This is a genomic window from Streptosporangium sp. NPDC002524, from assembly GCF_040295985.1.
In the GTDB taxonomy this organism is placed as follows: Bacteria; Actinomycetota; Actinomycetes; order Streptosporangiales; family Streptosporangiaceae; genus Streptosporangium.
On record NZ_JBEOWK010000006.1, the window covers coordinates 198,032 to 219,817 of the forward strand.

Below are 21,786 nucleotides of genomic sequence, written 5' to 3' on the forward strand. Positions count from 1 at the left end.
ATCAACGCCTTATTTCTACACTTAATTTAACTTGTCGGAAACATGGCGTCAATGGGTCAAAAGTCATGGATGGCCGTTTTGGGAACGGTTCGGCACTCCCGCCGGTCGCGGGCCCGTCCGCGAGCCGGGGACCGGCTCGGGTCTCCGCGTGGCGGATCTGGGCACTGACCCGGGCTTCCGCACGGCGAGGGCGCGGGGTTTCCGCGCGGCGGGGGCGCGAGACTTCCGCGCGGCGGGAGGCGCGAGATTTCTGGACGGCGAAGGTGTGAGACTTCTTGGCCGCGGAGGTGCGGGCCGACCCGGGTCTGTGGGCGGCGGGGCCGGGCGCACGACGTCGCCGCCAGCGCTTCGCTCGGGGGGACGTCCCGAGCGCGGTTGGAGGGTCCCACGAACCGCGACTACGCCAGCGCTTCGCTCGGGGGGACGTCCCTCTGCGCGGCGGGGCCGGGCGCGCGACCCGGTCCTCATGCGGCGCGCCGGGCGCGCCGGTCCGGGTCTCTGCGCCGCGCGGTGGAGCGGGCGCCGACCCGGGTCTGTGCGCGGGCGGGGCCGGTGGTGGTCGTACGGCGGGCTCGGGCTGTCAGTCCTCGTCGGCGGGCATGGCGAAGAGCCGGATGTGCATGGGACGCGCGCCGGGGGACGCGTTCTCGGGCAGGGGGCTGTACCTCTTCAGCAACGCGATGTACTCCTCGAAGAACTCCTTGAACTCGGCCTTGGTCATCCGGCCCAGGCCGCGCGATCCGGTGGCCCACTCGGGATCGCGCAGGTAGGCCTCGGGGAACCGCTCCATCAGCTCGCGGTCCTCCTCCATGCCGACCCGGTGGAACTCGGCGAGCACGGGCCGGTCCTCGGGGGCGAGCTGCCCGGGCGTGGGAAGCCGCAGGTCACGCGGGCCCTTTGCTTTGCGCCACCAGCGTTCCCTGCCGGTCGAGCGCTCCGGGACCTCCTCGATGAAGCCGTACTTCTCCAGCTGGCGCAGGTGGTAGCTCGTCGTGCCGGTCTTCGCGCCGAGCAGCTCGCCGAGCGTGGTGGAGGTCGCGGGGCCGTGCACGGTGAGATGGCGCAGCATGAGCCGCCGCATGGGGTGAGCGAGGGCCTTGAGCTTCCCGGGGTCGTCGAGCAGGAACGGCTCGTCATCCTTCATGAGGAGCAGCCTAGTCCTGCAGAACGATATCTGCAGACAAAGCTTTGCCGAGAACTCTCTGCAGAGTAGTTTCGGGACATGAGAAGAATCCCCCCGGCCTCCTTGGGACTCCGGGCGGTGGTCGCCACCACCGCTCTATGCCTGCTCGCGATTCCAGCGACCGCCGCCGCCACGTCCGCGCCCCTGTCCGCGCCTCTGTCCGCGCCTCTGTCCGTGCCTCTGTCCGTGCCCCCGTCCACGTTCACATCCGCCCACCCGTCCACGTTCACATCCGCCCACCCGTCCGCGTTCACATCCGCCCACCCGTCCGCGTTCACATCCGCGTCCGCGCCCACAGCCAGGACCCCCGCCACCGCTGCGGCTCCCGTCACCGCTCTTTCCCTCAACACCGCGGGGGCCGCGACCACGAGCCCGGCTGTCGCGACCACGAGAGCCGGGCTCGCGGGCACGGTCCCGGCGAGCGCCGCGTCTCCCGGTGTCCCGCCCGACCTCGCGGCGACGGAGGTGGGTTTCCGCGGGGGCGGGGGCCTCGCCATGCGCGGCACGGTCGTCTCGCCCACCGGCGCGCGATCCGCGCGTCCGGGCATGGTTCTGGTCCACGGCGCGGGCACCGGCACGCCCCGCGGGAAGCTGATGGGCGAGGCCGTCGCGTTCGCCCGCCAGGGGATGTCCGTGCTGGTCTACGACAAGCGTTCGAAGGACTACTCGCTCTTCGAGCGCTCCTACTCGCTGCTCGCCGACGACGCGATCGGCGCCCTCGGCGTGCTCCGCTCCCAGCCGGGCGTCGACCCGGCGAAGGTCGGCATGTGGGGGCTGAGCGAGGGCGGCTGGGTGGTCCCCATCGCGGCGGCGCGGTCGAGCGACATCGCCTTCGTCGTGCTCGTGGGCGCCAACGGCCTGTCACCGCTGCGGCAGCAGACCTGGGCCGTGGCGGCCGGGCTGCGCAAGGCGGGGGTGTCGGGATCGCTGATCGACCGGGCCGAGTTCAACCTGTACCGGACGATCGCCGACGGAGGCATGTTCCCCGAGCCGTACTACGACCCCGGGCCGACGATCGCCAGGGTGCGCCAGCCGGTGCTCGGCATCTGGGGGACCCACGACCTGCTGACCCCGCCCGAGGAGAGCCCCCCGCTCTTCGTCAGGGCGCTGGAGAAGGGAGGCAACGAGCACTACACGTTCCGCTTCTTCGCCGGTGCGGAGCACGCCGCCCACCTGAGTCCCGACGGCGGCGTCACCCGGCTGCCCGAACTCGCCCCGGGCTACGCGGATCTGGTCGGCTCCTGGGTCGGCGACGTCACGGCGGGCAGGCCGCCGGCGGCGGGAACGTCCGGGCCCGCTCCCGTGCAGGCCTCGCGGACCGTGCCGGTGAATCCTCCCGCCCCGTGGGAGTCGGCGCCGGTCCAGCTGGCGGTCCTGCTGCTGATCCTGGTCGCCTTCACCGCCTACCCGGTGACCGCGCTGGTACGGCGTCTCGGCGGGCGGTCGCGTCCCCCGGTGACCAGGGCCGCGCGGCTGCTCAGCGCCGGAGGGCTCGTGGCGGTGCTCGGATCGTTCTCCTACCTGTTCTACCTGGTGATGACCGGGGGCAAGCTGGCCGCTCCCGGGCCCGTGGTGGCGGAGCGTCCGGTGCTCTGGCTGGCGCTGCAGGCCCTCGCGGTGGTCTCCGTGGTCGCGGCGGTCCTCACCGCGCTGGCCTGGCGCCGCGCCCGCGCCTCGGTGCCGAGGGGGGAGCGGGTACGGCTCGGCCTCCTGCTCGCCGGTGGGGCGATGTTCGTCCCCTGGGCCCTCTACTGGGGGTTGCTGCTTCCCTGAGCTTCCCTGAGTTTCCTTGAATGAAGGTCCGTCGTGGCGCCCGGCCCGGTCACACCCGTGGAGGTGACCGTACGCCGGGCGCGGGGTGTCCCTCCGGCCCCGAAAGGCGCGGGGTCCGGGGGCCCTCGCGACAAGTCCCGTTCGGCTGAAACCAGCGGAGGGAGGTGATATAAGTGCTGATAAATTATTTATCTACGTCAATTCTGACATACAGGACATTTGTGGTGTTATGAGAGTTTTCATTTGGTCCGTGGCGGCCGTTGGCACCCTGATCGCCGTCATCGGCTGGCTGGGTGCCATCGATATCCGGGACACCTTCTCCGCCTCGGCCGTGAGCTCCGCCACAGGTCCCACCGCGAGCGCGGACAGGCGGGCGATCAGAAGCTTCATCGAGGCGGACAAGGGGGTGAGCGGCGCTTCCGCGTTGGTGGACAAATGGGTGAACGCCGCTCCCTCGGCACCGGCCAAGCGGGTGGTCAAAACCTCCGTGACCAGGGTCGGCGGCAAGTCCTATCTCAGGGTGCAGGTGACGAACGGATACGGAACCGCCAAGCGGTTCTCCGTGAAACAACGCGTCTGCGTGAAGAAGAAGTGCCGGACGGTGACGGCCGCCCTGTCGGTGAGCGCCGGGCGGACGGCCTGGCACGAAACGTATCTCGGTACCGCCACCTATAAGAAAAGCGGTAATTTCTCCGTTGCCACGACGACGCCGCCGGCCCGGACGACCCCCGCCCCCCGGGTGACCGTCACCGCGACGGTGACCGCTCCGGCCGTGAGCACCACGGTCACGGTGACCGAGACCGTGACCACCACCGTGACGGCGACCGTGATGGCCACCGCGACCGTGACCGCCACCGCGACGGTCACCGCCACCCCCACGCCGACCCCCACACCGACCCCCTCGCCCTCGCTGAGCCCCTCCGTGACCGTGACCGGCCCGCTCTGCGACGCGCCCCCCAACCCCTACGGGTTCACGTTCTGCTCCACGGTGAACAAGGTGTACGCGCCCGCCGACGGCGTCTGCCAGGTCTTCACGTGCATCGAGAACTTCCCCAACGGGAGGGGCCACCTGGTCATGTGCGTGGACGGCAGGGTGAGCCTGTCGGGCGGGATCATGGGAGCCTGCTCCTCCCACGGCGGGGTGCTCCGGGACGTGAACCGGAACATCGCGTAACCGGCCGGGGTGACGGCGCGCTCGCCGTGCCCGCTCCCGCCGTTCTCCGCCCGCAGGGGCCTCCCGCGAACCTTTCCCGTACCGACGGGAGGCGCGGTCACCCTCACCGTGATCGCGCCACCCGCCGGTACGTGGATACGTGGGTACGCGTTTCCCCGCTCCCCGGTGTGCCCGTCGGGTTCAGTCGTCCTTGTTCCGTCTGGCGGGGGTGCGTTGATCGGCCTCGTCGGCCAGCTGGTCCTCGACGATGGCGCACCAGCGGTGCCACCGCGCCAGATCCAGATGTTCGTCCACGTCGCCCACACCCGCCTCGGCCATGAGCTGATGGCTGCTCGCCGCCGCCTCGTGGGCGTTGACCAGCGCGTGGTGGCCGTGATTGGCGAGTGATTCGCTGACCGCCAGATTCACGGCTATCTCTCCCATTGTCCTGGGCCGGCCCGAAAGCTCGTCGCCGAACCCCTTCCCGGTGAAGTCGCGGTGCTCCGAATCGTCGCTCATAGCTGCTGAGTGCCCCGCACGTCCTAGATCTATCTGTGACTTCCGATCCGATGTGGACGATTTCCCGACGTGGGAGCCGCGAGCCGGATCCGGGGCCCGTTCCATGCCCAGGGCGCGATTCGCTTACGGGCGTGTTGCGGTTGGCCGGAGAGTGTCTTCTCACCAAGATCTTTAAAATAGCCTCGATGCACCCGGCGTAAGGATTGTGGAGGATGACGACGCGGCTTGATCTCTCGGTCCGCAGGCACGAGGGCGCCTCGGTGATCGCGATCGCCGGTGAGCTGGACAAGCTGTCCAGCCCTCGGCTCCGTGATGTCATGGTCACGGAGCTGGACGACGGGTCGTGTCATCTGGTCCTCGATGTCACCCGCCTGAGATTCTGCGATTCCACCGGCCTGTGGACCATGCTGGAGTTCCAGCGGCGCGCGGGCGCGGCCGGGGGTTGCCTGCGGCTGGCCGGTGTCCACGGGGTCCTGAAACGGATCCTGACGATCACCGGCCTCGCGGGCGCGTTCTCCCTCGACCCCGACGTCCCCGCGTCGCTGCGGGCCGCGTCCTCCCTCGCTCGGGCCACGAAGCCTCCGGCGGTGTCTCCGTCCGCGTCTCCATCCGTGTCACCGTCCGCTTCATCTGCTCCGTCCGCTCCATCTGCTCCGTCCGCTCCGGACGCGAAGCCGCCCTCCGGTACGGGGTGAGGCTTCCCGCTCCGCCCGCCGTCGTGTTCACCACATCTCCACCTCTGGTCCCGTACGCGTGAGATGGTTCGCGGGTCTTTCCGCCCATTGGTGCAGACTTGTCCTCCGGGTGCCACCGTCCCTCGGGGGCGGTGACCCGGTCGCGCGGGCGATACCGGCGCGCGGCGCGGTGCCGAGATGAGGGTGGGAAGCCAGTGTCGGGTGAGGTACCCGGGGTGAACGTCCCGGACGGGCGGGGTCGTACGGGACTGGACAGGATGGGGCTGGATCTGACCGGCAACCCCCGCGTCCGGGTGCGGGAGGTGCGGCTGCTCTCGTCCAGCTGGTACGTGCTGCGCAAGACGACGTTCGACTACCGGCGCAGGGACGGCGGCTGGAGCACCGAGCAGCGGGAGACCTACGACCGTGGCAACGGCGCGACGGTGCTGCTCTACGACGCCGGGCGGGCGACCGTGCTGCTGATCAGGCAGTTCCGCTATCCGGCCTACGTGAACGACCACCCCGACGGGTTCCTGCTGGAGACGGCGGGGGGTCTGCTCGACGACGACGACCCGGAGACCGCGATCCGCAGGGAGGCCTCGGAGGAGACCGGCTACGACATCGGTGAGGTGGAGCACGTCTTCGACGTCTACATGAGCCCCGGCTCGGTGACCGAGCGCGTCCACTTCTTCGCCGCCCCGTACAGCGCGGACCGGCGGACCTCCGAGGGCGGCGGGCTGGCCGACGACGGCGAGGACATCGAGGTGGTGGAGCTGCCCTTCGCGAAGGCCCTGGGCATGATCGCCTCGGGTGAGATCGCCGACGCGAAGACCATCATGCTGCTGCAGTGGGCGGCGCTGTCCGGCCCGTTCTCCGGCCGGGGCAGGTAGCCGGTCCGGGGCCGGGGGCCGGGCCCTCCCGTGCCGGCTCCGGTCGCCGGAGCCTTTCACGGGCCGGTCGCCGGGCATTACCCTGCACGGATGACGGAAGTGGAGTTGCGCGGATGGCGGCCGGACGACATGCCGGTCGTGCTCGACGCGTTCGGCTCCCCGGACATGGCGGAACAGGCGGCCCGGCCCATCGACACCGCCCAGGCGGCGCTGGAGTGGATGGGGGTCTGGGGGTTCCGCGACGACGCGCGGGCGTTCGCGGTGGTGTCCAACGGCGAGGTCGTGGGGAACGTCGCGGTGAGCAACATCGACGCGCACGGCACCGGCTGGGTCTCCTACTGGACGCTCCCGCGCGCCAGGGGGCGGGGCGTGGCCGTGGCCGCCGTCAGGAAGATGACCGCGTGGGCGTTCGGGGAACGAGAGCTGTTCCGCCTGGAGCTGGCGCACCGGGTCGGCAACGAGGCCTCCTGCGCGGTGGCCACCAGGGCCGGGTTCCTGCCCGAGGGGATCGAACGGGCCAAGCTGAGCTACGAGGGCGTCCGCTACGACGTGGAGCGGCACGCCCGCCTGGCCACCGACTGAGCGACGCGGGGCCGGGAGCCGCCCGGCTTCTCGCCCGCTTTCTCGCCGGGGTTCTGTCCGGGGTTCTCTCCGGCGTTTTTCGGCGCTCCCGCGGGAACCGTTCGCCGGTGCTCCCGGGAGGCGGTTCGCCGGTCTCCCGGAGTGACCGTTCGTCGGCGCCTCCGGAGTTTCCGGGGTGACGCCGGGAACCGGTAAGCGGTCAGAGGGTTCTGAGACCGGCGAGCAGGTCTCGGAGCAGGTTCTCGCGGGGAACCGCGGACGGGGGCGTGGGGGCCCGTACGGTGATGAGGCCGCTGTCGCGCAGGTCGCCGAGGAGCACCCGGAGCACCCCGACGGCGAGGGCGGTCCGCGCGGCCAGCTCGACGACCGGGATCGGCGCGCGGCAGGCGTCCAGGATCGACAGGTGCTCGGGCTGCAGCTCCCGGTGCGGTGCCCCGATCGCCACCACCACGGCCATCAGGTCGAAGTGGGCTCCGGCGGGCTTGGTCCGGCCGCGCGTCATCGTGTAGGGGCGGACGACCGGGCCGGTCTCCTGCCCGAACCGGTCGGACTGACCGGACTGACCGGACCGGCCGGACCGGTCGGACCGGTTGGGCTGATCGAACTGATCGAACTGGCCGGACCGGTCCGATTGGCCGGACCGGTCGAACTGGCCGGACCGATCCGACTGGTCGAAACGGTCGAACTGGCCGGACCGGTCGAACTGGTCGGGCCGGTCCGACTGGTCGAAACGGTCGAACTGGCCAGACCGGTGGTGCTGGTCGGACCGATCGAAACGGTCGGACCGATCGGACCGATCGAACTGGCTGGACCGATCGGACCGATCGAACTGGTCGGACCGATCGAATCGGTCGGACTGGCCGGGCCAGTTGGACTGGTCGGATCGGCCTGACCGGCCTGACCGGTCCGACCGGCCGGGTGAGTGCTCCGATGTCACGGTCCACCCTCCTGCCCGGCGGGCCGCCGTCCGTCGCGAAGCGTCCCGGACACGCCGCTCGGGACGGCGCCCCCGCCCGCCCCGCCCCCGCGGGTCCCCCGGCTTCCCGCGCCAGGGACCCCGCCGGCGGCCCGCTCGGCGGGTACGGTCTGGCGCACCCGTTTGGGCAGGCCGTCGGCCGAGGGTAACCGTTCGACCTCGACCGAGTAGGTGAACCGCGGATCGACCGGTTCGACCACCAGCTCGCTCGGGAGCATCACGATCGCCGTGGTGCCGCCGAAGGGGGAGGGCCGCAGGGAGACGCGGATGCCGTGCCGTACGGCGAGCTGCGCGACGACGAACAGGCCGAGCCGGTCGCTGTCGGCCAGGTCGAACTCCGGCGGGTCGGCCAGCAGCGCGTTGAGCCGGGCCGTCTCCTCGGGGGAGATGCCGAGCCCCCTGTCCTCGACCTCGATGGCGTAGCCCCTGGCGACCAGGTCGCCGTTGACGCGTACGGAGGTGTGCGGGGGAGAGAACATCGCGGCGTTCTCGACCAGCTCGGCGACCAGGTGGATCACGTCGGTGGCGACCGCGCCGATCACGGACGGGCCGTGCGGGACGCCGATCGTCACGCGCGGGTAGTCCTCGATCTCCTCGACCGCGGCGCGGACCACGTCGTAGATCGTGACCGGGTTGCGCCACCCCCGGCCGGGAGCGGCGCCGGACAGGATGATCAGGCCCTCGGAGTGGCGGCGCATCCGGGTGGTCAGGTGGTCCAGGCCGAAGAGGTCCTCCAGGGTCGCCGGGTCGCTGGCCCGCCGCTGCATGGTCTCCAGCATGGCCAGCTGCCGGTACAGCAGGGACTGGCTGCGCCTGGCCAGGTTCACGAAGACCTTGTTGACGCCCTTGCGCATCTCGGCCTGGCCGACGGCCGCCTCGACCGCGGTCCGCTGCACGGTGGAGAACGCCTCGGCGACCCCGGCGACCTCGGCGGTGTCGCCGACCTCGATCTTGGGGGCCTCGGAGCACACGTCCTCGCCCCGGCGGAGCCGCTGGACCACGTCCGGCAGCCGCTTGTCGGCGAGGTCGAGGGCCGCCTGCTGGAGGCCGACGAGCTCGGCGCCGAGCCTCCGGCCGAACCGCACCGAGACGAAGACGGACAGTCCGACCGCGAGCAGCCCGAGCCCCGCGGCGAGGCCGATCCTGACCATGATGTCCCTGGCGAGGGGCATGGACCGTTCGCTGATGTGCCTGCTGGCGTCCCCGGCGAGCTTGTCGAAGTCGTCGGAGAGCCGCGTGGCGATCCCGGCCCAGGAGGGGTCGGGCACGGCCGAGGCCGAGAGGGCGTCCTCGATCCTCTCGAACGAGGCGTGGTCGGAGGAGTCGCGCAGCGGCCTGTAGAGGGTCTGGAACCCGGCGTCGAGCTGGTCGAAGCCCATGGAGAGGAGGAGCCTGCGGCCGGTGACCAGCTGGCCGAACCGCACGCGCTCCGCGGGGCTCATGGCCCCCTCGACGACGGCCCCGGAGATCAGCGCGGCCTGCTGGCTGAGCATCTCGCGGCTCCGGCCGATCATGACGACGGCTCGCGTCTGGTCGCTCAGCTCGACGTCGGCGGATATCCGGATCTTCTCGTAGGCGTCGAAGGCGGCCGCGATGATCGCGCTGTAGGCGTCGAGGGTCCGCAGCCGGGTCTCGGTACGGGTGTCGACCCCGCTGCGGATCTCGGTGAGCCGGTCCAGCGAGGCGAGGAGCCGGCTCAGGCGTCCCCAGGTGGCGGGGTCCATGTCGGCCCGGACGGCGGAGGTCAGCCGTTCCAGCTCGGCCTGGGCGGCGTTCGTCCGCAGGCGCTGGTCGTCCAGCTCCTTGCGCGAGACGCCGACGTCCCCCAGGACGGACAGCGACAGCATCCGCTCGTGCTGGAGCGCGGTGGTCACCTTCCTGGCGGGGACGACCACCTGCTCGTAACCGCCCCGGATCCTGAGCAGCTGCTGCCCATCTTGGACCGTGATGCTGGCCGCAAATACCCAAATCACTACAAGGGATATAATGGGTACGAGGAGTAAGGTAAAAATCTTTACCCTGATTGAGTATTTTCGGCTGGCCATAATACCTCGCACACCTTGAGATGCGTGGTTAACAATGGCCAAACATAGCAATGTGGGTCACTTGGGACTAGACGTACACGTGGGCCCCGTTGAGATGATTTATCGCGATGTGGCGGTCCGGAACCATCGGCCCCTCGCGTACGTCTCTGTTAGACAGGAGGGGGGTCGACGATGCAGAAGATCGCGGACCTGATCGGAACCGAGGCCGAGCGCGCCGACCAGGCGACGCTGGCCCGTGGTGGCGAGCTGGCGAGGGCGGGGGCGGTGCAGCTGGTCCGCTTCAGCCCGCCGCGGGTGACCGCCGAGGTCGACGACGGCGCCGCGTGCGTCGAGTTCCGGCTCGTCGACGACACCCTTCTCTGGCACTGCAGCTGCCCCGAGGGCAGGAACGGCGTCTTCTGCGCCCACTGCGTGGCGACGGCTCAGTCGGTCAGGATCAGGACGGACAGGAAGGACTCTCCCGTCGCGCCGTCGGTGACCGCCTCGGCGAGAACGGTCCGGATCGCGTCGTAGGCCGGGCGGTCCCCGGCCCGGAGCGTCGACGGCTCCGGCCAGATCAGCAGGTGCTCGCCCGGCGGCAGCCACGACAGGTCGGTGAGCACGTCGTAGAGCGCGTCGAGGTTGTGCCCGAAACGGCCGGGCAGGTCGAGGGCCTCGGCGATCGCGTCCATCGCCTCGGCCGAGGTGGTGATCTTCGCACCGTCCAGCCGATGCGGCGTGGCGGATCCGAGCATGGACTCCACCTCGTCGGCCGTGCCCTGGCGGAACGTGCCCCTGGAGACCGTGGTCATCCTCGCCCCCGGCCGGTGACGGGCACGCCCCGGGTGCCCGCGCGGTCGCACTCGCGGGCGACGTCCTGGACCGTCATCGGCCGTGCCCCCTGAGCTGCTGGTTCGCGCTGTCTCTCGGACCTCTCACCCCGCCGAACTACCCGCCCGCGGAGCCGCGAAAACGGGGTGCCGGGCGTGTCGTCGTCGCTGTCGGCCGCTGGATCGCCGTTTATTGGATTGTCTAGTTGTCATACAATCTGCCTACAATCGGCTCATGAAAATCGCCGTGATCGGAGCCGCCGTGCTCTGGGGGACCGCGGGGACCGCGGGCCTGCTCGTCACCGGGGTCGATCCCGTCTCCCTGGCCTCCGCCCGCCTGGTGATCGGCGGCCTCGTCCTCGCGGCCGTCACCGCACCCGCGGCGCGGCTCCTGCTCTCTCCCACGGGCTCTTCCGGCGAGGCGGGCGCTCCCGATCAGGCGGGCACTTCCGGTGAGGCGGGCTCTCCCGGCGAGGCCGGCGCTCCCGGTCAGGCGGGCTCCCCCGGCGGCGGGGAGGGCGGGGGCCGGAGACGCGGTCCCGGGGCGCGTCCGGGCCCGCTCGTGGCGGCGGCGGTGGCCGTGGCCGCGTACCAGCTGTGCTACTTCGCCGCGGTCGGCAAGACCGGGGTGGCTGTCGGCACGGTGGTCGCCATCGGCAGCGGTCCCGTCTTCACCGGGTTGCTGTCCCGGCTGCTCGACCGCGCGTGGCCCGGCCGCCGCTGGGCGGGGGCGACCGCGGTGGCGATCGCCGGCTGCGCCGTGCTCACCGGCGGGGGAGGCGAGGTGCGGGCCGACGGTGTCCTGCTCGCGCTGCTCGGCGGCCTGCTGTACGCGTTCTACGCGGTCACCGCGGCGCGGGCGATCGGCGCGGGGGCGCCCTCCGACGCGGTGATGGGGCTGATGTTCGGCGGTGCCGCCGTCGTCATGGCGCCCGTCCTGCTGTGGACGGGCACCGGCTGGCTGGCCGAGCCGCGCGGCCTGCTCACCGCCCTCTACCTGGGCTGCGCCACCACCGCGCTCGCCTACTTCCTGTACGGCAGGGGGCTGCGCACGACCCCGGTCGCGACCGCGGCCACCCTCGCCCTGGCCGAGCCCGCGGTGGCGGCCCTGCTCGGCGTCGTCGTGCTCGGCGAGCGGCTCGCGCCCGTCTCGGTCGCCGGGCTCGTCCTGCTCGGCGCCAGCCTCGTCGCGGTCTCCCTGCCCGGGCGCGCCCACCCGGGAAGTCCGGGAAGCCGGGACCGGGGGGCAATAGGGTCGTCGGCGTGACCCTCCCGCTCCATCCCGTCTCCGCCGTCGGCGCGCTCGCCGACGCCCTGCGCCGGAGGGTGCTGTCCGGCGAGATCCCGCCGGGCACCACGCTGCCGGAGCAGGAGCTCTCTGCCCTGTACGGGGTGGCCCGCCCGACCGTCCGCGAGGCGCTCGCCGTGCTCGTGCACGAGGGGCTGCTCAGGCGCGAGCGGCACCGCAGCGCCCAGGTGGCCGAGGTGACCGCGGCCGACCTGGACGACCTGATGTTCGTCCGGCGCCCGCTGGAGGAGCTGATGGCCACCTCGCTGGCGGGGCGGCGGGTCGGGGAGGCCGACGCGGCGCTGGCGCGGATGGCCGCGCTGCCCGCCGACGCCCCCTGGTCGGAGGCGGTGGCCGAGCACATGGCCCTGCACCAGGCGCTGGTCGTCGCGGTGGGCAGCCCCCGCCTGGAGCGGCTCTACGGCATGCTCGCCGCCGAGACCAGGCTCGGCCTGGTCAGGTTGCGCGCGGTCTACTCCGACCGGCACGTGCTGGTCGCCGAGCACCGGGACCTGCTCGACGCGATCGGCCGGGGGCCCGGGGAGGCCGCGAGGGAGGCGGTCGCCGCGCACCTCGACCACGGCTGGGGCGATCATTAGGGACTCGACTTGCATGGCTCTATTGCACGCGGAGCCCTGCAGTCGTCACAATCGCGCCCATGCACGGCAACTCAGTGCCGGACTCCTACGTGTATGTCACCGAAGAAGGCGTGACCCGTCACTACGCGGACGGCAGCGTCGACGCCCTCGCGTGGGAGGACGTCGTCGAGGTGCGGGTAGTGGGCGACACGGACTCGGACATCCTGTACATCCTTCTTGATCGGCAGGGAGAGGGGTGCGTGGTGCCCAATTCGGCGACCGACGCGACCTTCCTCGCCCGTCTCCGGTATCTCCCGGATTTCGATCTCGACCGGCTCGGTGCGGCGGTGGAGTCAGCGCGCGACGATTACGTCGTCGTATGGCGCAGCCCGGAACCGCCTTCGGCACTGCCGGATTTTGAATACGACTAATTTCCCATTATCGCGCAAATGCGACGGCCAAACTTACACGTTTGGACCGTTCCGTCAAGATGCCATCTCTGCCCAGTTCGGCCAATAGTGGACAGTTAGCGGTATTCCCCTACTCAATGGTGATCACTAGGATTTCCATGGGTATCCACGCTCCTGATGCATAAGGAAATGCTGTCAACCATTGAATGAGATGCGCGGTGCTTTATCCTGTCGCGTCCGGGCATCTTGGGTGGGACGGGGTGGTATGAGAGTGGAAACTGAGGAGCTCGTCGTCGGGCTTCTCAAAGGTCCTGCACGCACTGCTCCAAGCATTTGGACGCGCTCTTATGTCCGTATTCTGCTTGCCGGAGACGTCGCGTGTTCCGTGGTCGCCTGCGAGACCGTTCTGGGGGTCCGGCTCTGGTTCGGTGCCTTTATCCCCGAGACGGAGGCCCTGCTCGGGCTGAGTCTCGCCCTGATCTGGCCGCTCGCCCTGGCGTCCGGAGGCGCCTATCGCAAGCGTACTCACGGCGAGGGAACGGACGAATTCCGAGCGGTTTTCAATGGCGCCGCCGGTCTGACGGCGGCGGTCGCGATCGGTGCGTACATCACGCAAACTCCGATCGCCCGCAGCTTTGTCATGGCGATGTTCCCGCTCGCTTTCGCCCTCACCCTCTTCTTCCGCTACCGGATGCGCAAGCGGCTGCACCGCAGGCGCTCGCGCGGCGACTACATGCGCCACATGGTCGCCGTCGGCCACCGGGAGTCGGTGCTCGACCTGGTGATGCAGCTGCGCAGGCAGCCGCACCACGGCATGACCGTCGTCGCCGCGTGCCTGCCCGCGGGGCCCGACCTGGTGGAGGTCGACGGGGTTCCGGTCCTCGGCAACTTCTCCGACGTCCCCACGGTGGTGGCCGAGGTCAACGCCGACGCCGTCGCCGTCCTGGCCTGCCCGGAACTGGACGGCGCGGCGCTGCGCAGGCTCGCCTGGGGCCTGGAAGACGCCCGCACCGACCTGTTCGTGGCCCCCGCCCTCATGGACGTGGCCGGCCCGCGCATCAGCATCAGCCCGGTCGCCGGAATGCCGCTCCTGCACGTCGAGCACCCCGACTTCCGCGGCGCCCGGCGGCTGGCGAAGAGCCTGTTCGACCGGACGGGCGCGGGCCTCGCCCTCCTGGCGCTGGGCGCGCCGATGCTCGTGATCGCCGCGCTGATCCGCGCGACGAGCCCGGGACCCGCCCTCTTCCACCAGGTCAGGGTAGGTAAGGGGGGCATGGAGTTCCATGTCGTGAAATTTCGCACCATGGTGGTCGACGCGGAGCAGCTCAAGATCGACCTGGAGCGGGAGAACGAGTTCGACGGCGTCCTCTTCAAGATTAGGAACGATCCAAGGATCACCCGCGTGGGCGCCTTCCTGCGCCGATACTCCATCGACGAGCTGCCCCAGCTGCTCAACGTGCTGCGCGGCGAGATGTCCCTCGTCGGCCCGCGCCCGCCCCTCCCCGACGAGGTCAGGCAGTACGGCGCGGACGTGCGCCGCCGCCTGGTCGTGAGACCCGGGATGACCGGCCTGTGGCAGGTCAGCGGGCGCTCGGACCTGACCTGGGAGGAGTCGGTCCGCCTCGACCTCCGGTACGTCGAGAACTGGTCGCTCTTCCTGGACCTGCAGATCCTCTGGAAGACCTGGAGCGCCGTGACCGGCGGAGAAGGGGCCTACTAGTGAAAGCGCTCGTGCTCGCCGGGGGGTCGGGCACCCGGCTGCGGCCGATCACCCACACCTCCGCCAAGCAACTCGTCCCCGTCGCCAACAAGCCCGTCCTGTTCTACGGCCTGGAGGCCATCGCCGCCGCGGGCGTCCGCGAGATCGGGATCGTCGTGGGCGACACGCACGCCGAGATCGAGGCGGCCGTCGGCGACGGGCGCGCGTTCGGCCTGGAGGTCACCTACATCCGCCAGCGGGCGCCGCTGGGCCTGGCCCACGCGGTGCTCGTCGCCCGCGACTACCTCGGCGACGACGACTTCGTCATGTATCTCGGCGACAACTTCATCGTCGGCGGCATCGACGACGTCGTCGAGCGCTTCACCCGCGAGCGGCCCGCCGCCCACATCATGCTCACCACGGTCGGCGACCCCCGGCAGTTCGGGGTCGCCGAACTCGACGCCACCGGCCGGGTGGTCGGGCTGGAGGAGAAGCCGCCCGTCCCCAAGAGCGACCTCGCCCTGGTCGGCGTCTACCTGTTCACCGCCGCGATCCACGAGGCGGTGGCCGAGCTCAAGCCCTCGTGGCGGGGAGAGCTGGAGATCACCGACGCCGTCCACTGGCTGATCGCCGACGGGCGCAGGGTCGAGTCCTCCGTCATCTCCGGCTACTGGAAGGACACCGGCAACGTCACCGACATGCTGGAGGTCAACCGGCTGGTGCTGGAGTCCCTGGAGCCCCGGGTGGACGGCCTGGTCGACGACGCCAGCCAGCTGATCGGCCGGGTGGTCGTCGAGCCGGGCGCCGAGATCGAGCGGTCCCGCGTCGTCGGGCCCGCGATCATCGGTCCCGGGGCCCGGATCCGCGACAGCTACATCGGCCCCTTCACCTCGATCGCGGCGGGCTGCGCGATCAGCGGCAGCGAGATCGAGTACTCGATCGTCCTGCCCAGATCGTCGATCGCCGGAGTCTCGCGGATCGAGGCGTCCCTCATCGGCCACGACGTCGAGGTCACCCCCGCCCCCGCCACCCCCCGAGCCCACCGTCTCGTACTGGGCGATCACAGCAAGGTCCAGATAAGTTCATGACAGCAGCCGACAGGGGGGCGACTCCTGCCCCAGCGAAGGTCCTGGTCACCGGGGGTGCCGGATTCATCGGTTCCCACTTCGCCCGCATGCTCGCCGCGGGCGGGGCCACCGTGACGGTCCTCGACAAGCTCACCTACGCCGGGAACCCGGCCAACCTGGAGGGGACGCCCCACGACTTCGTGCACGGCGACGTCTGCGACGGCGAGCTCCTGGCCGCCCTGGTCCCCGGGCACGACCTCGTCGTCAACTTCGCCGCCGAGTCCCACGTCGACCGGTCGATCGACGGGGCCGCCGACTTCGTACGGACCAACGTCCTCGGCACGCAGGCGCTGATGCAGGCTTGCCTGGACGCGGGCACCCCGCGGGTGGTGCAGGTCTCGACCGACGAGGTGTACGGGTCGATCGAGATGGGGTCCTGGGACGAGCGCGCGCCGCTCAGCCCGCGCTCGCCCTACTCCGCCGCCAAGGCGAGCGGTGACATGGTCGCCCAGGCGTACGCGGTCACCCACGGCCTGCCGGTCTCCATCACGCGCTGCGGCAACAACTACGGCCCCCGCCAGCACCCGGAGAAGCTGATCCCGCGCTTCGTCACCCATCTCCTGCGGGGCCGCAGGGTCCCGCTCTACGGCGACGGCGGCAACGTCCGCGACTGGGTCCACGTCGACGACCACTGCGCGGGCATCCGCCTCGTCGCGGAGCGCGGCGAGTGCGGCGAGGTCTACCACATCGGCGGTACGGCGGAGCTGAGCAACCTCGACCTCACCGCCCGGCTCCTGGAGGCCTGCGGCGCCGGGTGGGACATGGTCGAGCGCGTCCCCGACCGAAAGGGGCACGACCGCCGTTACTCCCTGGACGACTCCCGGCTCCGCGCGCTCGGCTACCGGCCGTCCGTGCCGTTCGAGCGGGGCCTGCTGGAGACGGTCCGCTGGTACGAGGACAACCCCGGCTGGTGGGAGGCGACGGCGGAGGAGCCGGGCGGGAGCCCGCCGCCGGGCTCGCCGAACGCCGCGGGCCCGCCACCGGGTCCGGCGAGGTCGACGAGGTCGGCGGGTGCGGTGAACGCGGCGGGTCCGGCGAGGTCGGCGGGTGCGGTGAACGCGGTGAACGCGGCGGGTCCGGACGGCTCGGCGGGTTCGGACGGCGCGGTGGGCGGGCGGCGGGGAGGGGAGACCGGATGACCCGCTGGATGATCGTCGGTGCCTCCGGCATGCTCGGGACCGAGCTGACGGCCCGCCTGCGCGCCGGGGGGCGGTCCGTCCTCGCGCTGGGCAGGCGGGAGCTGGACCTCCGCGACACCTCCGCCGTGCGCCGCCTGGTCGCGGCCCGCAGGCCCGACGTCGTGGTGAACTGCGCCGCGTGGAACGCCGTCGACGACGCGGAGACGCGGGAGGACGAGGCGCTCGCGGTCAACGGCACCGGGGTGCGCGCGCTCGCCGAGGCGTGCGCGCAGGCGGGTGCGCGGATGATCCAGCCCTCCAGCGACTACGTCTTCGACGGCACCGCGCTGGACCCCTACCCCGAGGACGCGCGGCCCTGCCCGGTCAACGCGTACGGCAGGACCAAGCTCGCCGGTGAGCGTGCCGTGCTGGAGGTGCTGCCGCGCGGCGGCTACGTGGTGCGCACCGCCTGGCTGTACGCCGCGTCCGGCCACAACTTCGTCCGCACGATGGCCCGCCTGGAGAGGCAGGGGGTGGACCCCGACGTCGTCGGCGACCAGTTCGGCCAGCCCACCTGGGCCGGAGACCTGGCGGCGAGGATCGTCGACCTGGCCGGGAGCGAGGCGCCGCCCGGCGTCTACCACGCGACCAACTCGGGCCGGACGAGCTGGTGCGGCCTGGCCAGGGAGGTCTTCACGCTGCTCGGCGCCGATCCCGCCCGGGTGGCCGAGGTCTCCTCCAAGGACTTCCCGCGTCCCGCGCCCCGGCCCGCGTACAGCGTGCTCGGGCACGACGGCTGGCGCGCGGCCGGGCTGCCGCCGATGCGGCACTGGCGAGAGGCGCTGAGGGAGTCCCGTGTGCTCGCGGCGGGCTGACGGGGGCGAGGCCGGTCCCCGCGGGGAGCCGGGCACGGGAGCGATCGAGTCGGAGAACCGTCGGACCGCGTCACGCGGCGAGGGAGCGCATACATGACAACCTGCAGGCTGTGCGGCTCGACGAGCCTCGCCAGCGTCGTCGACCTCGGGGCGACCCCGCCCTGCGAGCGGTTCCTCACCGAGCGGCAGCTGGAGGAGCCCGAGGTCACCTACCCGCTGCACCTGCGGGTCTGCACCGGCTGCTGGCTGGCGCAGATCCCGCCGATGATCACGCCGGAGGAGACCTTCACCGAGTACGCCTACTTCTCCTCGTACTCCACCTCGTGGGTGGAGCACGCGCGGGAGTTCGTGGACGAGACGGCAGACCGGCTCGGGCTGGGGGCCGGGTCGTTCGTGGTCGAGGTGGCGAGCAACGACGGGTACCTGCTGCGGCACGTCGTCGAGCGGGGCATCCGGTGCCTGGGCATCGAGCCGTCGGAGAACGTCGGCCGGGCGGCGAGGGACGCCGGGGTGACGACCTTCACGGCGTTCCTCGACCCGGAGACCGGCGTCTCGGTGCGCGCGGAGCACGGGCCCGCCGACCTGGTGGTGGCCAACAACGTCTACGCCCACATCCCGGACGTCGCCGGGTTCACCCGGGGGCTGCGCGCCCTGGTGGCCGACGACGGCTGGGTCTCGATCGAGGTCCAGCACCTGCTGACCCTGATGGAGCGTAACCAGTACGACACGATCTACCACGAGCACTTCCAGTACTACACGGTCGCCTCCGCCCAGCGCGCCCTCGCCACCGGCGGGCTCGCCCTCGTGGACGTCGAGTCGCTGCCCACGCACGGCGGCTCGATCCGGCTGTGGGCCAGGCCGGTGGAGGCCGTGAGGGAGTGCGAGCCGGGCGAGCGGGTGGCCGCGCTGCTCGCGGCCGAGAAGGCCGCCGGGCTGCACGAGCTGTCCGGGTACGCCGAGTTCGGCGAGCGGGTGTCGCGGGTGCGGCGCGACCTGCTGGCCTTCCTGCTCGACGCGGCCCGCGAGGGCAGGACCGTCGCGGGCTACGGGGCGCCGGGCAAGGGCAACACCCTGCTCAACCACTGCGGCATCCGGCCCGACCTGCTCCCCTTCACGGTCGACCGCAACCCGTACAAGCACGGCAGGTTCACCCCCGGCACGCGCGTGCCGATCCTGCCGCCCGAGCGGCTCGCCGAGGAGCGGCCCGACTACGTGCTGGTCCTGCCGTGGAACCTCCGCGACGAGCTCGTCGGCCAGCTGTCCTTCGTGCACGCCTGGGGAGGCCGGCTGGTCTTCCCCATCCCCAACCTGGAGATCGTCGAGGTGAACCCGTGAAGGTCGTCCTCTTCTGCGGCGGATACGGCACCAGGATGCGCACCGGCACCCCCGGCGACGCGCCCAAGCCCATGCAGCTCGTGGGCCCCCGGCCGCTCATCTGGCATGTGATGCGCTACTACGCGCACTTCGGGCACACGGAGTTCGTCCTCTGCCTGGGGTACGGCGCGCACCACATCAAGGACTTCTTCCTCAACTACCAGGAGACGACGTCCAACGACTTCGTGCTGCGCGGGGGCAGGATCGAGCTGCTGTCCACCGACATCTCCGAGTGGTCGATCTCGTTCGTGCAGACCGGGATCGCGTCGCCGATCGGCGAGCGGCTGCGCCGGGTCCGCGACCACCTGGACGGCGAGGAGATGTTCCTGGCCAACTACGCCGACGTGCTCACCGACGCGCCGCTGCCGGAGATCGTCGACCGCTTCACCCGGTCGGGCGCGGGCGCGTCGATGATGGTGGTGCCGCCCTCCGACACCTTCCACTGCATCGAGCTGGGGGAGCGCGGCACGGTCGGCGGGATCACCCCGGTCAGCGAGATGCCGCTCTGGGTCAACGGCGGGTACTTCGTGCTCCGCCAGGAGATCTTCGACCACATCCCGGAGGGCGGCGACCTGGTCGCGGACGGCTGCGCCGAGCTGGCCAAGCGCGGCAGGCTGCTCGCGTACCCGCACCGCGGCTACTGGCGGCCGACCGACACGGTCAAGGAGCGGGTGGCCCTGGACGAGGCCTACTCGCGCGGCGACCGCCCCTGGGCGCTGTGGGAGCACGGGCGGGCGCCGGTGCCCGTACGCGGATCCGTGACGGTCCTGGAGCGTGAGCCCGCGCCGGTGCTGGGACAGCCGCCCGCGTACGAGCCCCCGGTGGTGCTCGGCGGAGGACCCGCGGCGCCGCTCGGCGGAGGACCGGCGACGGTGCTCGGGGGAGGGCCCGCGACGGTGCTCGGAGGAGGACCGGCGGGGCTCGGAGGAGGATCGGCGGGGCTCGGGGGAGGACCGGCGGGGCTCGGCGGGGGGCCCGCGGCGGTGACGGTCACGTGATCCGGTTCAGGCCGGCCGGGACGGGCCGGATCGCGCTGCTCGCCGCGCACTGCGACGACCTCGCCATCGGGGCGGGCGGCAGCCTGCTCACCCTCTGCTCCGCGCGCCCCGGCGTCCGGGTGGACGCCCTGGTGCTCTCCGGCGGCGGGACCGAGCGGGAGGACGAGGAGCGCGCCGCGCTGGCCGCCTTCTGTCCCGGCGCGGATCTGCGGCTCACCGTGCTCAAGCTGCCCGACGGACGGCTGCCCGCGCGCTGGGAGGAGGCGAAGGAGGCCGTGGAGGAGCTGCGGGCGCGCACCGACCCCGACCTGCTGTTCGCGCCGAACCCCGCCGACGCCCACCAGGACCACCGGGGCCTGGCCAGGCTGGTGCCCACGGCCTTCCGCGACCACCAGGTGCTCGGCTACGAGATCGCCAAGTGGGACGGCGACCTCGGGCGGCCCGCGGCCTACCAGCCGCTCACGCCCGAGGTGGCCGAGGCGAAGGTGGGCCTGCTGCACCGCCACTACCCCTCCCAGCGCCACCGCCCCTGGTACGACCGCGAGGCGTTCCTGGGGCTGGCCCGCATCCGCGGGATCGAGTGCCACGCCCGCTACGCCGAGGCGTTCCACGTCAACAAGCTGACCTTCGACCTGGCTGGAGGCTGAACCGGATGCGCGTGCTGCTGACCGGGCACCAGGGCTACCTGGGGAGTGTGATGGCCCCGGTGCTCGCCGCCGAGGGCCACGAGGTGACCGGGCTCGACTCCGGGCTCTTCGCCGGACGCGTGCTGGGCCCCGTGCCCGACGACCCGCCCGGATACGCCGTCGACCTGCGGGACGTCACCCCCGGGCTCCTGGCGGGGGTGGACGCGGTGGTGCACCTCGCCGCGCTGTCCAACGACCCGCTGGGCGCGCTGGCGCCCGAGCTGACCTACGACATCAACCACCGTGCCGCGGTGCGGCTGGCCCGGCTGGCCCGCGAGGCGGGCGTGCGCCGGTTCCTGTACGCGTCCACCTGCTCGGTCTACGGCGCCTCCGGCTCGGACCTGGTCGACGAGGACGCGCCGCTGCGGCCGGTCACCCCGTACGCCGACTCCAAGGTCCGGGTGGAGAGCGACCTGCTCAAGCTGGCCGACGACGACTTCAGCCCGGTGTTCCTGCGCAACGCCACCGCGTTCGGGTACTCGCCCAGGCTGCGCGCGGACATCGTGCTGAACAACCTCGTCGGGCACGCCCTCCTGTCCGGGGAGGTCAGGGTGCTGTCCGACGGCACCCCGTGGCGCCCGCTGGTGCACGCCGCCGACATCGCGAACGCCTTCGCCCTGGCGCTGACCGCCCCGCGCGACGCGGTCCACGCCAGGGCGTTCAACGTCGGCACCGAGGAGAACAACGTGACGGTGGCGGAGATCGCCGCCGAGGTCGCCGAGGCGGTGCCCGGCTCCAAGGTCGTGATCACCGGGGAGACCGGGGCCGACCCGCGCTCCTACCGGGTCGACTTCTCCCGGATCCGGGACGCGCTCCCCGGCTATCGGACGATGTGGACGGTGAAGGCGGGCGCGGTCGAGCTGGCCGAGGCCTACGGGCGGTTCGGCCTGACCGAGGACGGCTTCCGGCGCCACTTCACCAGGCTGGCGTGGCTGTCGGCCCGCCGCGAGGCCGGAACCGTCGACGGGTCGCTGCGGCCACGCGGGGCGGTGAACGGTGACGGGTGACGCCGATGACGAGGGACGCGAG

23 protein-coding genes are annotated in these 21,786 nt (G+C 71.7%); 18 read left to right on the forward strand and 5 right to left on the reverse strand.

Annotation, left to right across the window (positions count from 1 at the left end; genetic code table 11):
- Positions 1-580: 580 nt before the first annotated feature.
- The gene (locus tag ABT053_RS12405; protein WP_350969025.1) at positions 581-1,144 is read right to left on the reverse strand and encodes a helix-turn-helix domain-containing protein; all 564 of its coding nucleotides are present in this window, start codon (positions 1,142-1,144) and stop codon (positions 581-583) included.
- A 585-nt stretch (positions 1,145-1,729) separates the two neighbouring features.
- On the opposite strand from ABT053_RS12405, the gene ABT053_RS12410 reads away from it, so the two are divergent.
- Positions 1,730-2,956, forward strand: a complete 1,227-nt coding sequence (locus tag ABT053_RS12410; protein WP_350969026.1) for an alpha/beta hydrolase family protein — start codon at positions 1,730-1,732, stop codon at positions 2,954-2,956.
- Positions 2,957-3,206: 250 nt separating this feature from the next.
- Complete coding sequence (locus ABT053_RS12415; RefSeq protein ID WP_350969027.1) at positions 3,207-4,130, forward strand: hypothetical protein; 924 nt, start codon at positions 3,207-3,209, stop codon at positions 4,128-4,130.
- 180 nt (positions 4,131-4,310) lie between these two features.
- Here the strand turns inward: ABT053_RS12415 and ABT053_RS12420 are convergent, their stop codons facing one another.
- Positions 4,311-4,628, reverse strand: coding sequence for a hypothetical protein (locus ABT053_RS12420; RefSeq protein WP_350969028.1), 318 nt, complete (start codon positions 4,626-4,628; stop codon positions 4,311-4,313).
- A gap of 212 nt (positions 4,629-4,840) precedes the next feature.
- Here ABT053_RS12420 and ABT053_RS12425 point away from each other — a divergent pair, with 212 nt between their 5' ends.
- The 3 genes from ABT053_RS12425 (at position 4,841) to ABT053_RS12435 (ending at position 6,774) form a co-directional block, all read left to right on the forward strand.
- Positions 4,841-5,323 carry an STAS domain-containing protein gene (locus tag ABT053_RS12425; protein WP_350969030.1) on the forward strand — a complete coding sequence of 161 codons (483 nt, stop codon included), beginning with the start codon at positions 4,841-4,843 and terminating at the stop codon, positions 5,321-5,323.
- 215 nt (positions 5,324-5,538) lie between these two features.
- Positions 5,539-6,192 (forward strand): NUDIX domain-containing protein, encoded by a 654-nt coding sequence (locus ABT053_RS12430; protein ID WP_350969031.1) that lies wholly within the window; start codon positions 5,539-5,541, stop codon positions 6,190-6,192.
- A gap of 90 nt (positions 6,193-6,282) precedes the next feature.
- Positions 6,283-6,774 carry a GNAT family N-acetyltransferase gene (locus ABT053_RS12435; RefSeq protein ID WP_350969032.1) on the forward strand — a complete coding sequence of 164 codons (492 nt, stop codon included), beginning with the start codon at positions 6,283-6,285 and terminating at the stop codon, positions 6,772-6,774.
- A 199-nt stretch (positions 6,775-6,973) separates the two neighbouring features.
- On the opposite strand, the gene ABT053_RS12440 is transcribed toward ABT053_RS12435, so the two are convergent.
- On the reverse strand, positions 6,974-7,276 hold the full coding sequence (locus ABT053_RS12440) for a DUF742 domain-containing protein (protein ID WP_350969033.1): 303 nt from the start codon (positions 7,274-7,276) through the stop codon (positions 6,974-6,976).
- On the opposite strand from ABT053_RS12440, the gene ABT053_RS12445 reads away from it, so the two are divergent.
- Complete coding sequence (locus tag ABT053_RS12445) at positions 7,241-7,666, forward strand: collagen-like domain-containing protein (protein ID WP_350969035.1); 426 nt, start codon at positions 7,241-7,243, stop codon at positions 7,664-7,666. The genes ABT053_RS12440 and ABT053_RS12445 overlap by 36 nt on opposite strands.
- 41 nt (positions 7,667-7,707) lie before the next feature.
- Here the strand turns inward: ABT053_RS12445 and ABT053_RS12450 are convergent, their stop codons facing one another.
- Positions 7,708-9,723: a sensor histidine kinase gene (locus ABT053_RS12450; RefSeq protein ID WP_350969036.1), complete on the reverse strand. Its 2,016-nt coding sequence runs from the start codon at positions 9,721-9,723 to the stop codon at positions 7,708-7,710.
- A 243-nt stretch (positions 9,724-9,966) separates the two neighbouring features.
- On the opposite strand from ABT053_RS12450, the gene ABT053_RS12455 reads away from it, so the two are divergent.
- Positions 9,967-10,308 (forward strand): SWIM zinc finger family protein, encoded by a 342-nt coding sequence (locus tag ABT053_RS12455; protein ID WP_350969037.1) that lies wholly within the window; start codon positions 9,967-9,969, stop codon positions 10,306-10,308.
- Here the strand turns inward: ABT053_RS12455 and ABT053_RS12460 are convergent.
- Positions 10,218-10,586 (reverse strand): barstar family protein, encoded by a 369-nt coding sequence (locus ABT053_RS12460; protein ID WP_350969038.1) that lies wholly within the window; start codon positions 10,584-10,586, stop codon positions 10,218-10,220. The genes ABT053_RS12455 and ABT053_RS12460 overlap by 91 nt on opposite strands.
- Positions 10,587-10,839: 253 nt before the next feature.
- Here ABT053_RS12460 and ABT053_RS12465 point away from each other — a divergent pair, with 253 nt between their 5' ends.
- The 11 genes from ABT053_RS12465 (at position 10,840) to ABT053_RS12515 (ending at position 21,764) form a co-directional block, all read left to right on the forward strand.
- Positions 10,840-11,871: a DMT family transporter gene (locus ABT053_RS12465; protein ID WP_350969039.1), complete on the forward strand. Its 1,032-nt coding sequence runs from the start codon at positions 10,840-10,842 to the stop codon at positions 11,869-11,871.
- Positions 11,868-12,491, forward strand: coding sequence for a GntR family transcriptional regulator (locus ABT053_RS12470; RefSeq protein WP_350969040.1), 624 nt, complete (start codon positions 11,868-11,870; stop codon positions 12,489-12,491). Before ABT053_RS12465 ends, ABT053_RS12470 begins: the two co-directional genes overlap by 4 nt.
- A 59-nt stretch (positions 12,492-12,550) precedes the next feature.
- On the forward strand, positions 12,551-12,901 hold the full coding sequence (locus ABT053_RS12475; protein WP_350969041.1) for a hypothetical protein: 351 nt from the start codon (positions 12,551-12,553) through the stop codon (positions 12,899-12,901).
- 244 nt (positions 12,902-13,145) lie between these two features.
- Positions 13,146-14,600: a sugar transferase gene (locus ABT053_RS12480; protein ID WP_350969042.1), complete on the forward strand. Its 1,455-nt coding sequence runs from the start codon at positions 13,146-13,148 to the stop codon at positions 14,598-14,600.
- Positions 14,600-15,667, forward strand: coding sequence for a glucose-1-phosphate thymidylyltransferase (locus ABT053_RS12485; protein WP_350969043.1), 1,068 nt, complete (start codon positions 14,600-14,602; stop codon positions 15,665-15,667). The genes ABT053_RS12480 and ABT053_RS12485 overlap by 1 nt, the downstream gene beginning before the upstream one ends.
- Positions 15,664-16,845: a dTDP-glucose 4,6-dehydratase gene (gene rfbB, locus ABT053_RS12490; RefSeq protein WP_502991742.1), complete on the forward strand. Its 1,182-nt coding sequence runs from the start codon at positions 15,664-15,666 to the stop codon at positions 16,843-16,845. Before ABT053_RS12485 ends, rfbB begins: the two co-directional genes overlap by 4 nt.
- A complete protein-coding gene (gene rfbD / locus ABT053_RS12495; protein ID WP_350969044.1) occupies positions 16,842-17,699 on the forward strand; it encodes a dTDP-4-dehydrorhamnose reductase in 858 nt (285 codons plus the stop codon). Before rfbB ends, rfbD begins: the two co-directional genes overlap by 4 nt.
- Before the next feature lie 93 nt (positions 17,700-17,792).
- Entirely contained in the window at positions 17,793-19,034 is a 1,242-nt protein-coding gene (locus ABT053_RS12500; RefSeq protein ID WP_350969045.1) for a methyltransferase domain-containing protein, read from the forward strand.
- Entirely contained in the window at positions 19,031-20,071 is a 1,041-nt protein-coding gene (locus ABT053_RS12505; protein WP_350969046.1) for a sugar phosphate nucleotidyltransferase, read from the forward strand. The genes ABT053_RS12500 and ABT053_RS12505 overlap by 4 nt, the downstream gene beginning before the upstream one ends.
- Positions 20,068-20,718: a PIG-L deacetylase family protein gene (locus ABT053_RS12510; RefSeq protein ID WP_350969047.1), complete on the forward strand. Its 651-nt coding sequence runs from the start codon at positions 20,068-20,070 to the stop codon at positions 20,716-20,718. The genes ABT053_RS12505 and ABT053_RS12510 overlap by 4 nt, the downstream gene beginning before the upstream one ends.
- A 5-nt stretch (positions 20,719-20,723) precedes the next feature.
- Complete coding sequence (locus ABT053_RS12515) at positions 20,724-21,764, forward strand: NAD-dependent epimerase/dehydratase family protein (protein WP_350969048.1); 1,041 nt, start codon at positions 20,724-20,726, stop codon at positions 21,762-21,764.
- Positions 21,765-21,786: the final 22 nt, after the last annotated feature.

Excerpts from the sequence above, each read along its gene's own strand:
- ABT053_RS12455 (WP_350969037.1), top strand. The coding sequence starts at position 9,967 with ATGCAGAAGATCGCGGACCTGATCGGAACCGAGGCCGAGCGCGCCGAC.
- ABT053_RS12460 (WP_350969038.1), bottom strand. The coding sequence starts at position 10,586 with ATGACCACGGTCTCCAGGGGCACGTTCCGCCAGGGCACGGCCGACGAG.
- ABT053_RS12405 (WP_350969025.1), bottom strand. The coding sequence starts at position 1,144 with ATGAAGGATGACGAGCCGTTCCTGCTCGACGACCCCGGGAAGCTCAAG.
- ABT053_RS12420 (WP_350969028.1), bottom strand. The coding sequence starts at position 4,628 with ATGAGCGACGATTCGGAGCACCGCGACTTCACCGGGAAGGGGTTCGGC.
- ABT053_RS12410 (WP_350969026.1), top strand. The coding sequence starts at position 1,730 with ATGGTTCTGGTCCACGGCGCGGGCACCGGCACGCCCCGCGGGAAGCTG.
- ABT053_RS12465 (WP_350969039.1), top strand. The coding sequence starts at position 10,840 with ATGAAAATCGCCGTGATCGGAGCCGCCGTGCTCTGGGGGACCGCGGGG.
- ABT053_RS12425 (WP_350969030.1), top strand. The coding sequence starts at position 4,841 with ATGACGACGCGGCTTGATCTCTCGGTCCGCAGGCACGAGGGCGCCTCG.
- ABT053_RS12475 (WP_350969041.1), top strand. The coding sequence starts at position 12,551 with ATGCACGGCAACTCAGTGCCGGACTCCTACGTGTATGTCACCGAAGAA.
- ABT053_RS12500 (WP_350969045.1), top strand. The coding sequence starts at position 17,793 with ATGACAACCTGCAGGCTGTGCGGCTCGACGAGCCTCGCCAGCGTCGTC.
- rfbD (WP_350969044.1), top strand. The coding sequence starts at position 16,842 with ATGACCCGCTGGATGATCGTCGGTGCCTCCGGCATGCTCGGGACCGAG.
- ABT053_RS12440 (WP_350969033.1), bottom strand. The coding sequence starts at position 7,276 with ATGACGCGCGGCCGGACCAAGCCCGCCGGAGCCCACTTCGACCTGATG.
- ABT053_RS12480 (WP_350969042.1), top strand. The coding sequence starts at position 13,146 with ATGAGAGTGGAAACTGAGGAGCTCGTCGTCGGGCTTCTCAAAGGTCCT.
- ABT053_RS12515 (WP_350969048.1), top strand. The coding sequence starts at position 20,724 with ATGCGCGTGCTGCTGACCGGGCACCAGGGCTACCTGGGGAGTGTGATG.
- ABT053_RS12435 (WP_350969032.1), top strand. The coding sequence starts at position 6,283 with ATGACGGAAGTGGAGTTGCGCGGATGGCGGCCGGACGACATGCCGGTC.
- rfbB (WP_502991742.1), top strand. The coding sequence starts at position 15,664 with ATGACAGCAGCCGACAGGGGGGCGACTCCTGCCCCAGCGAAGGTCCTG.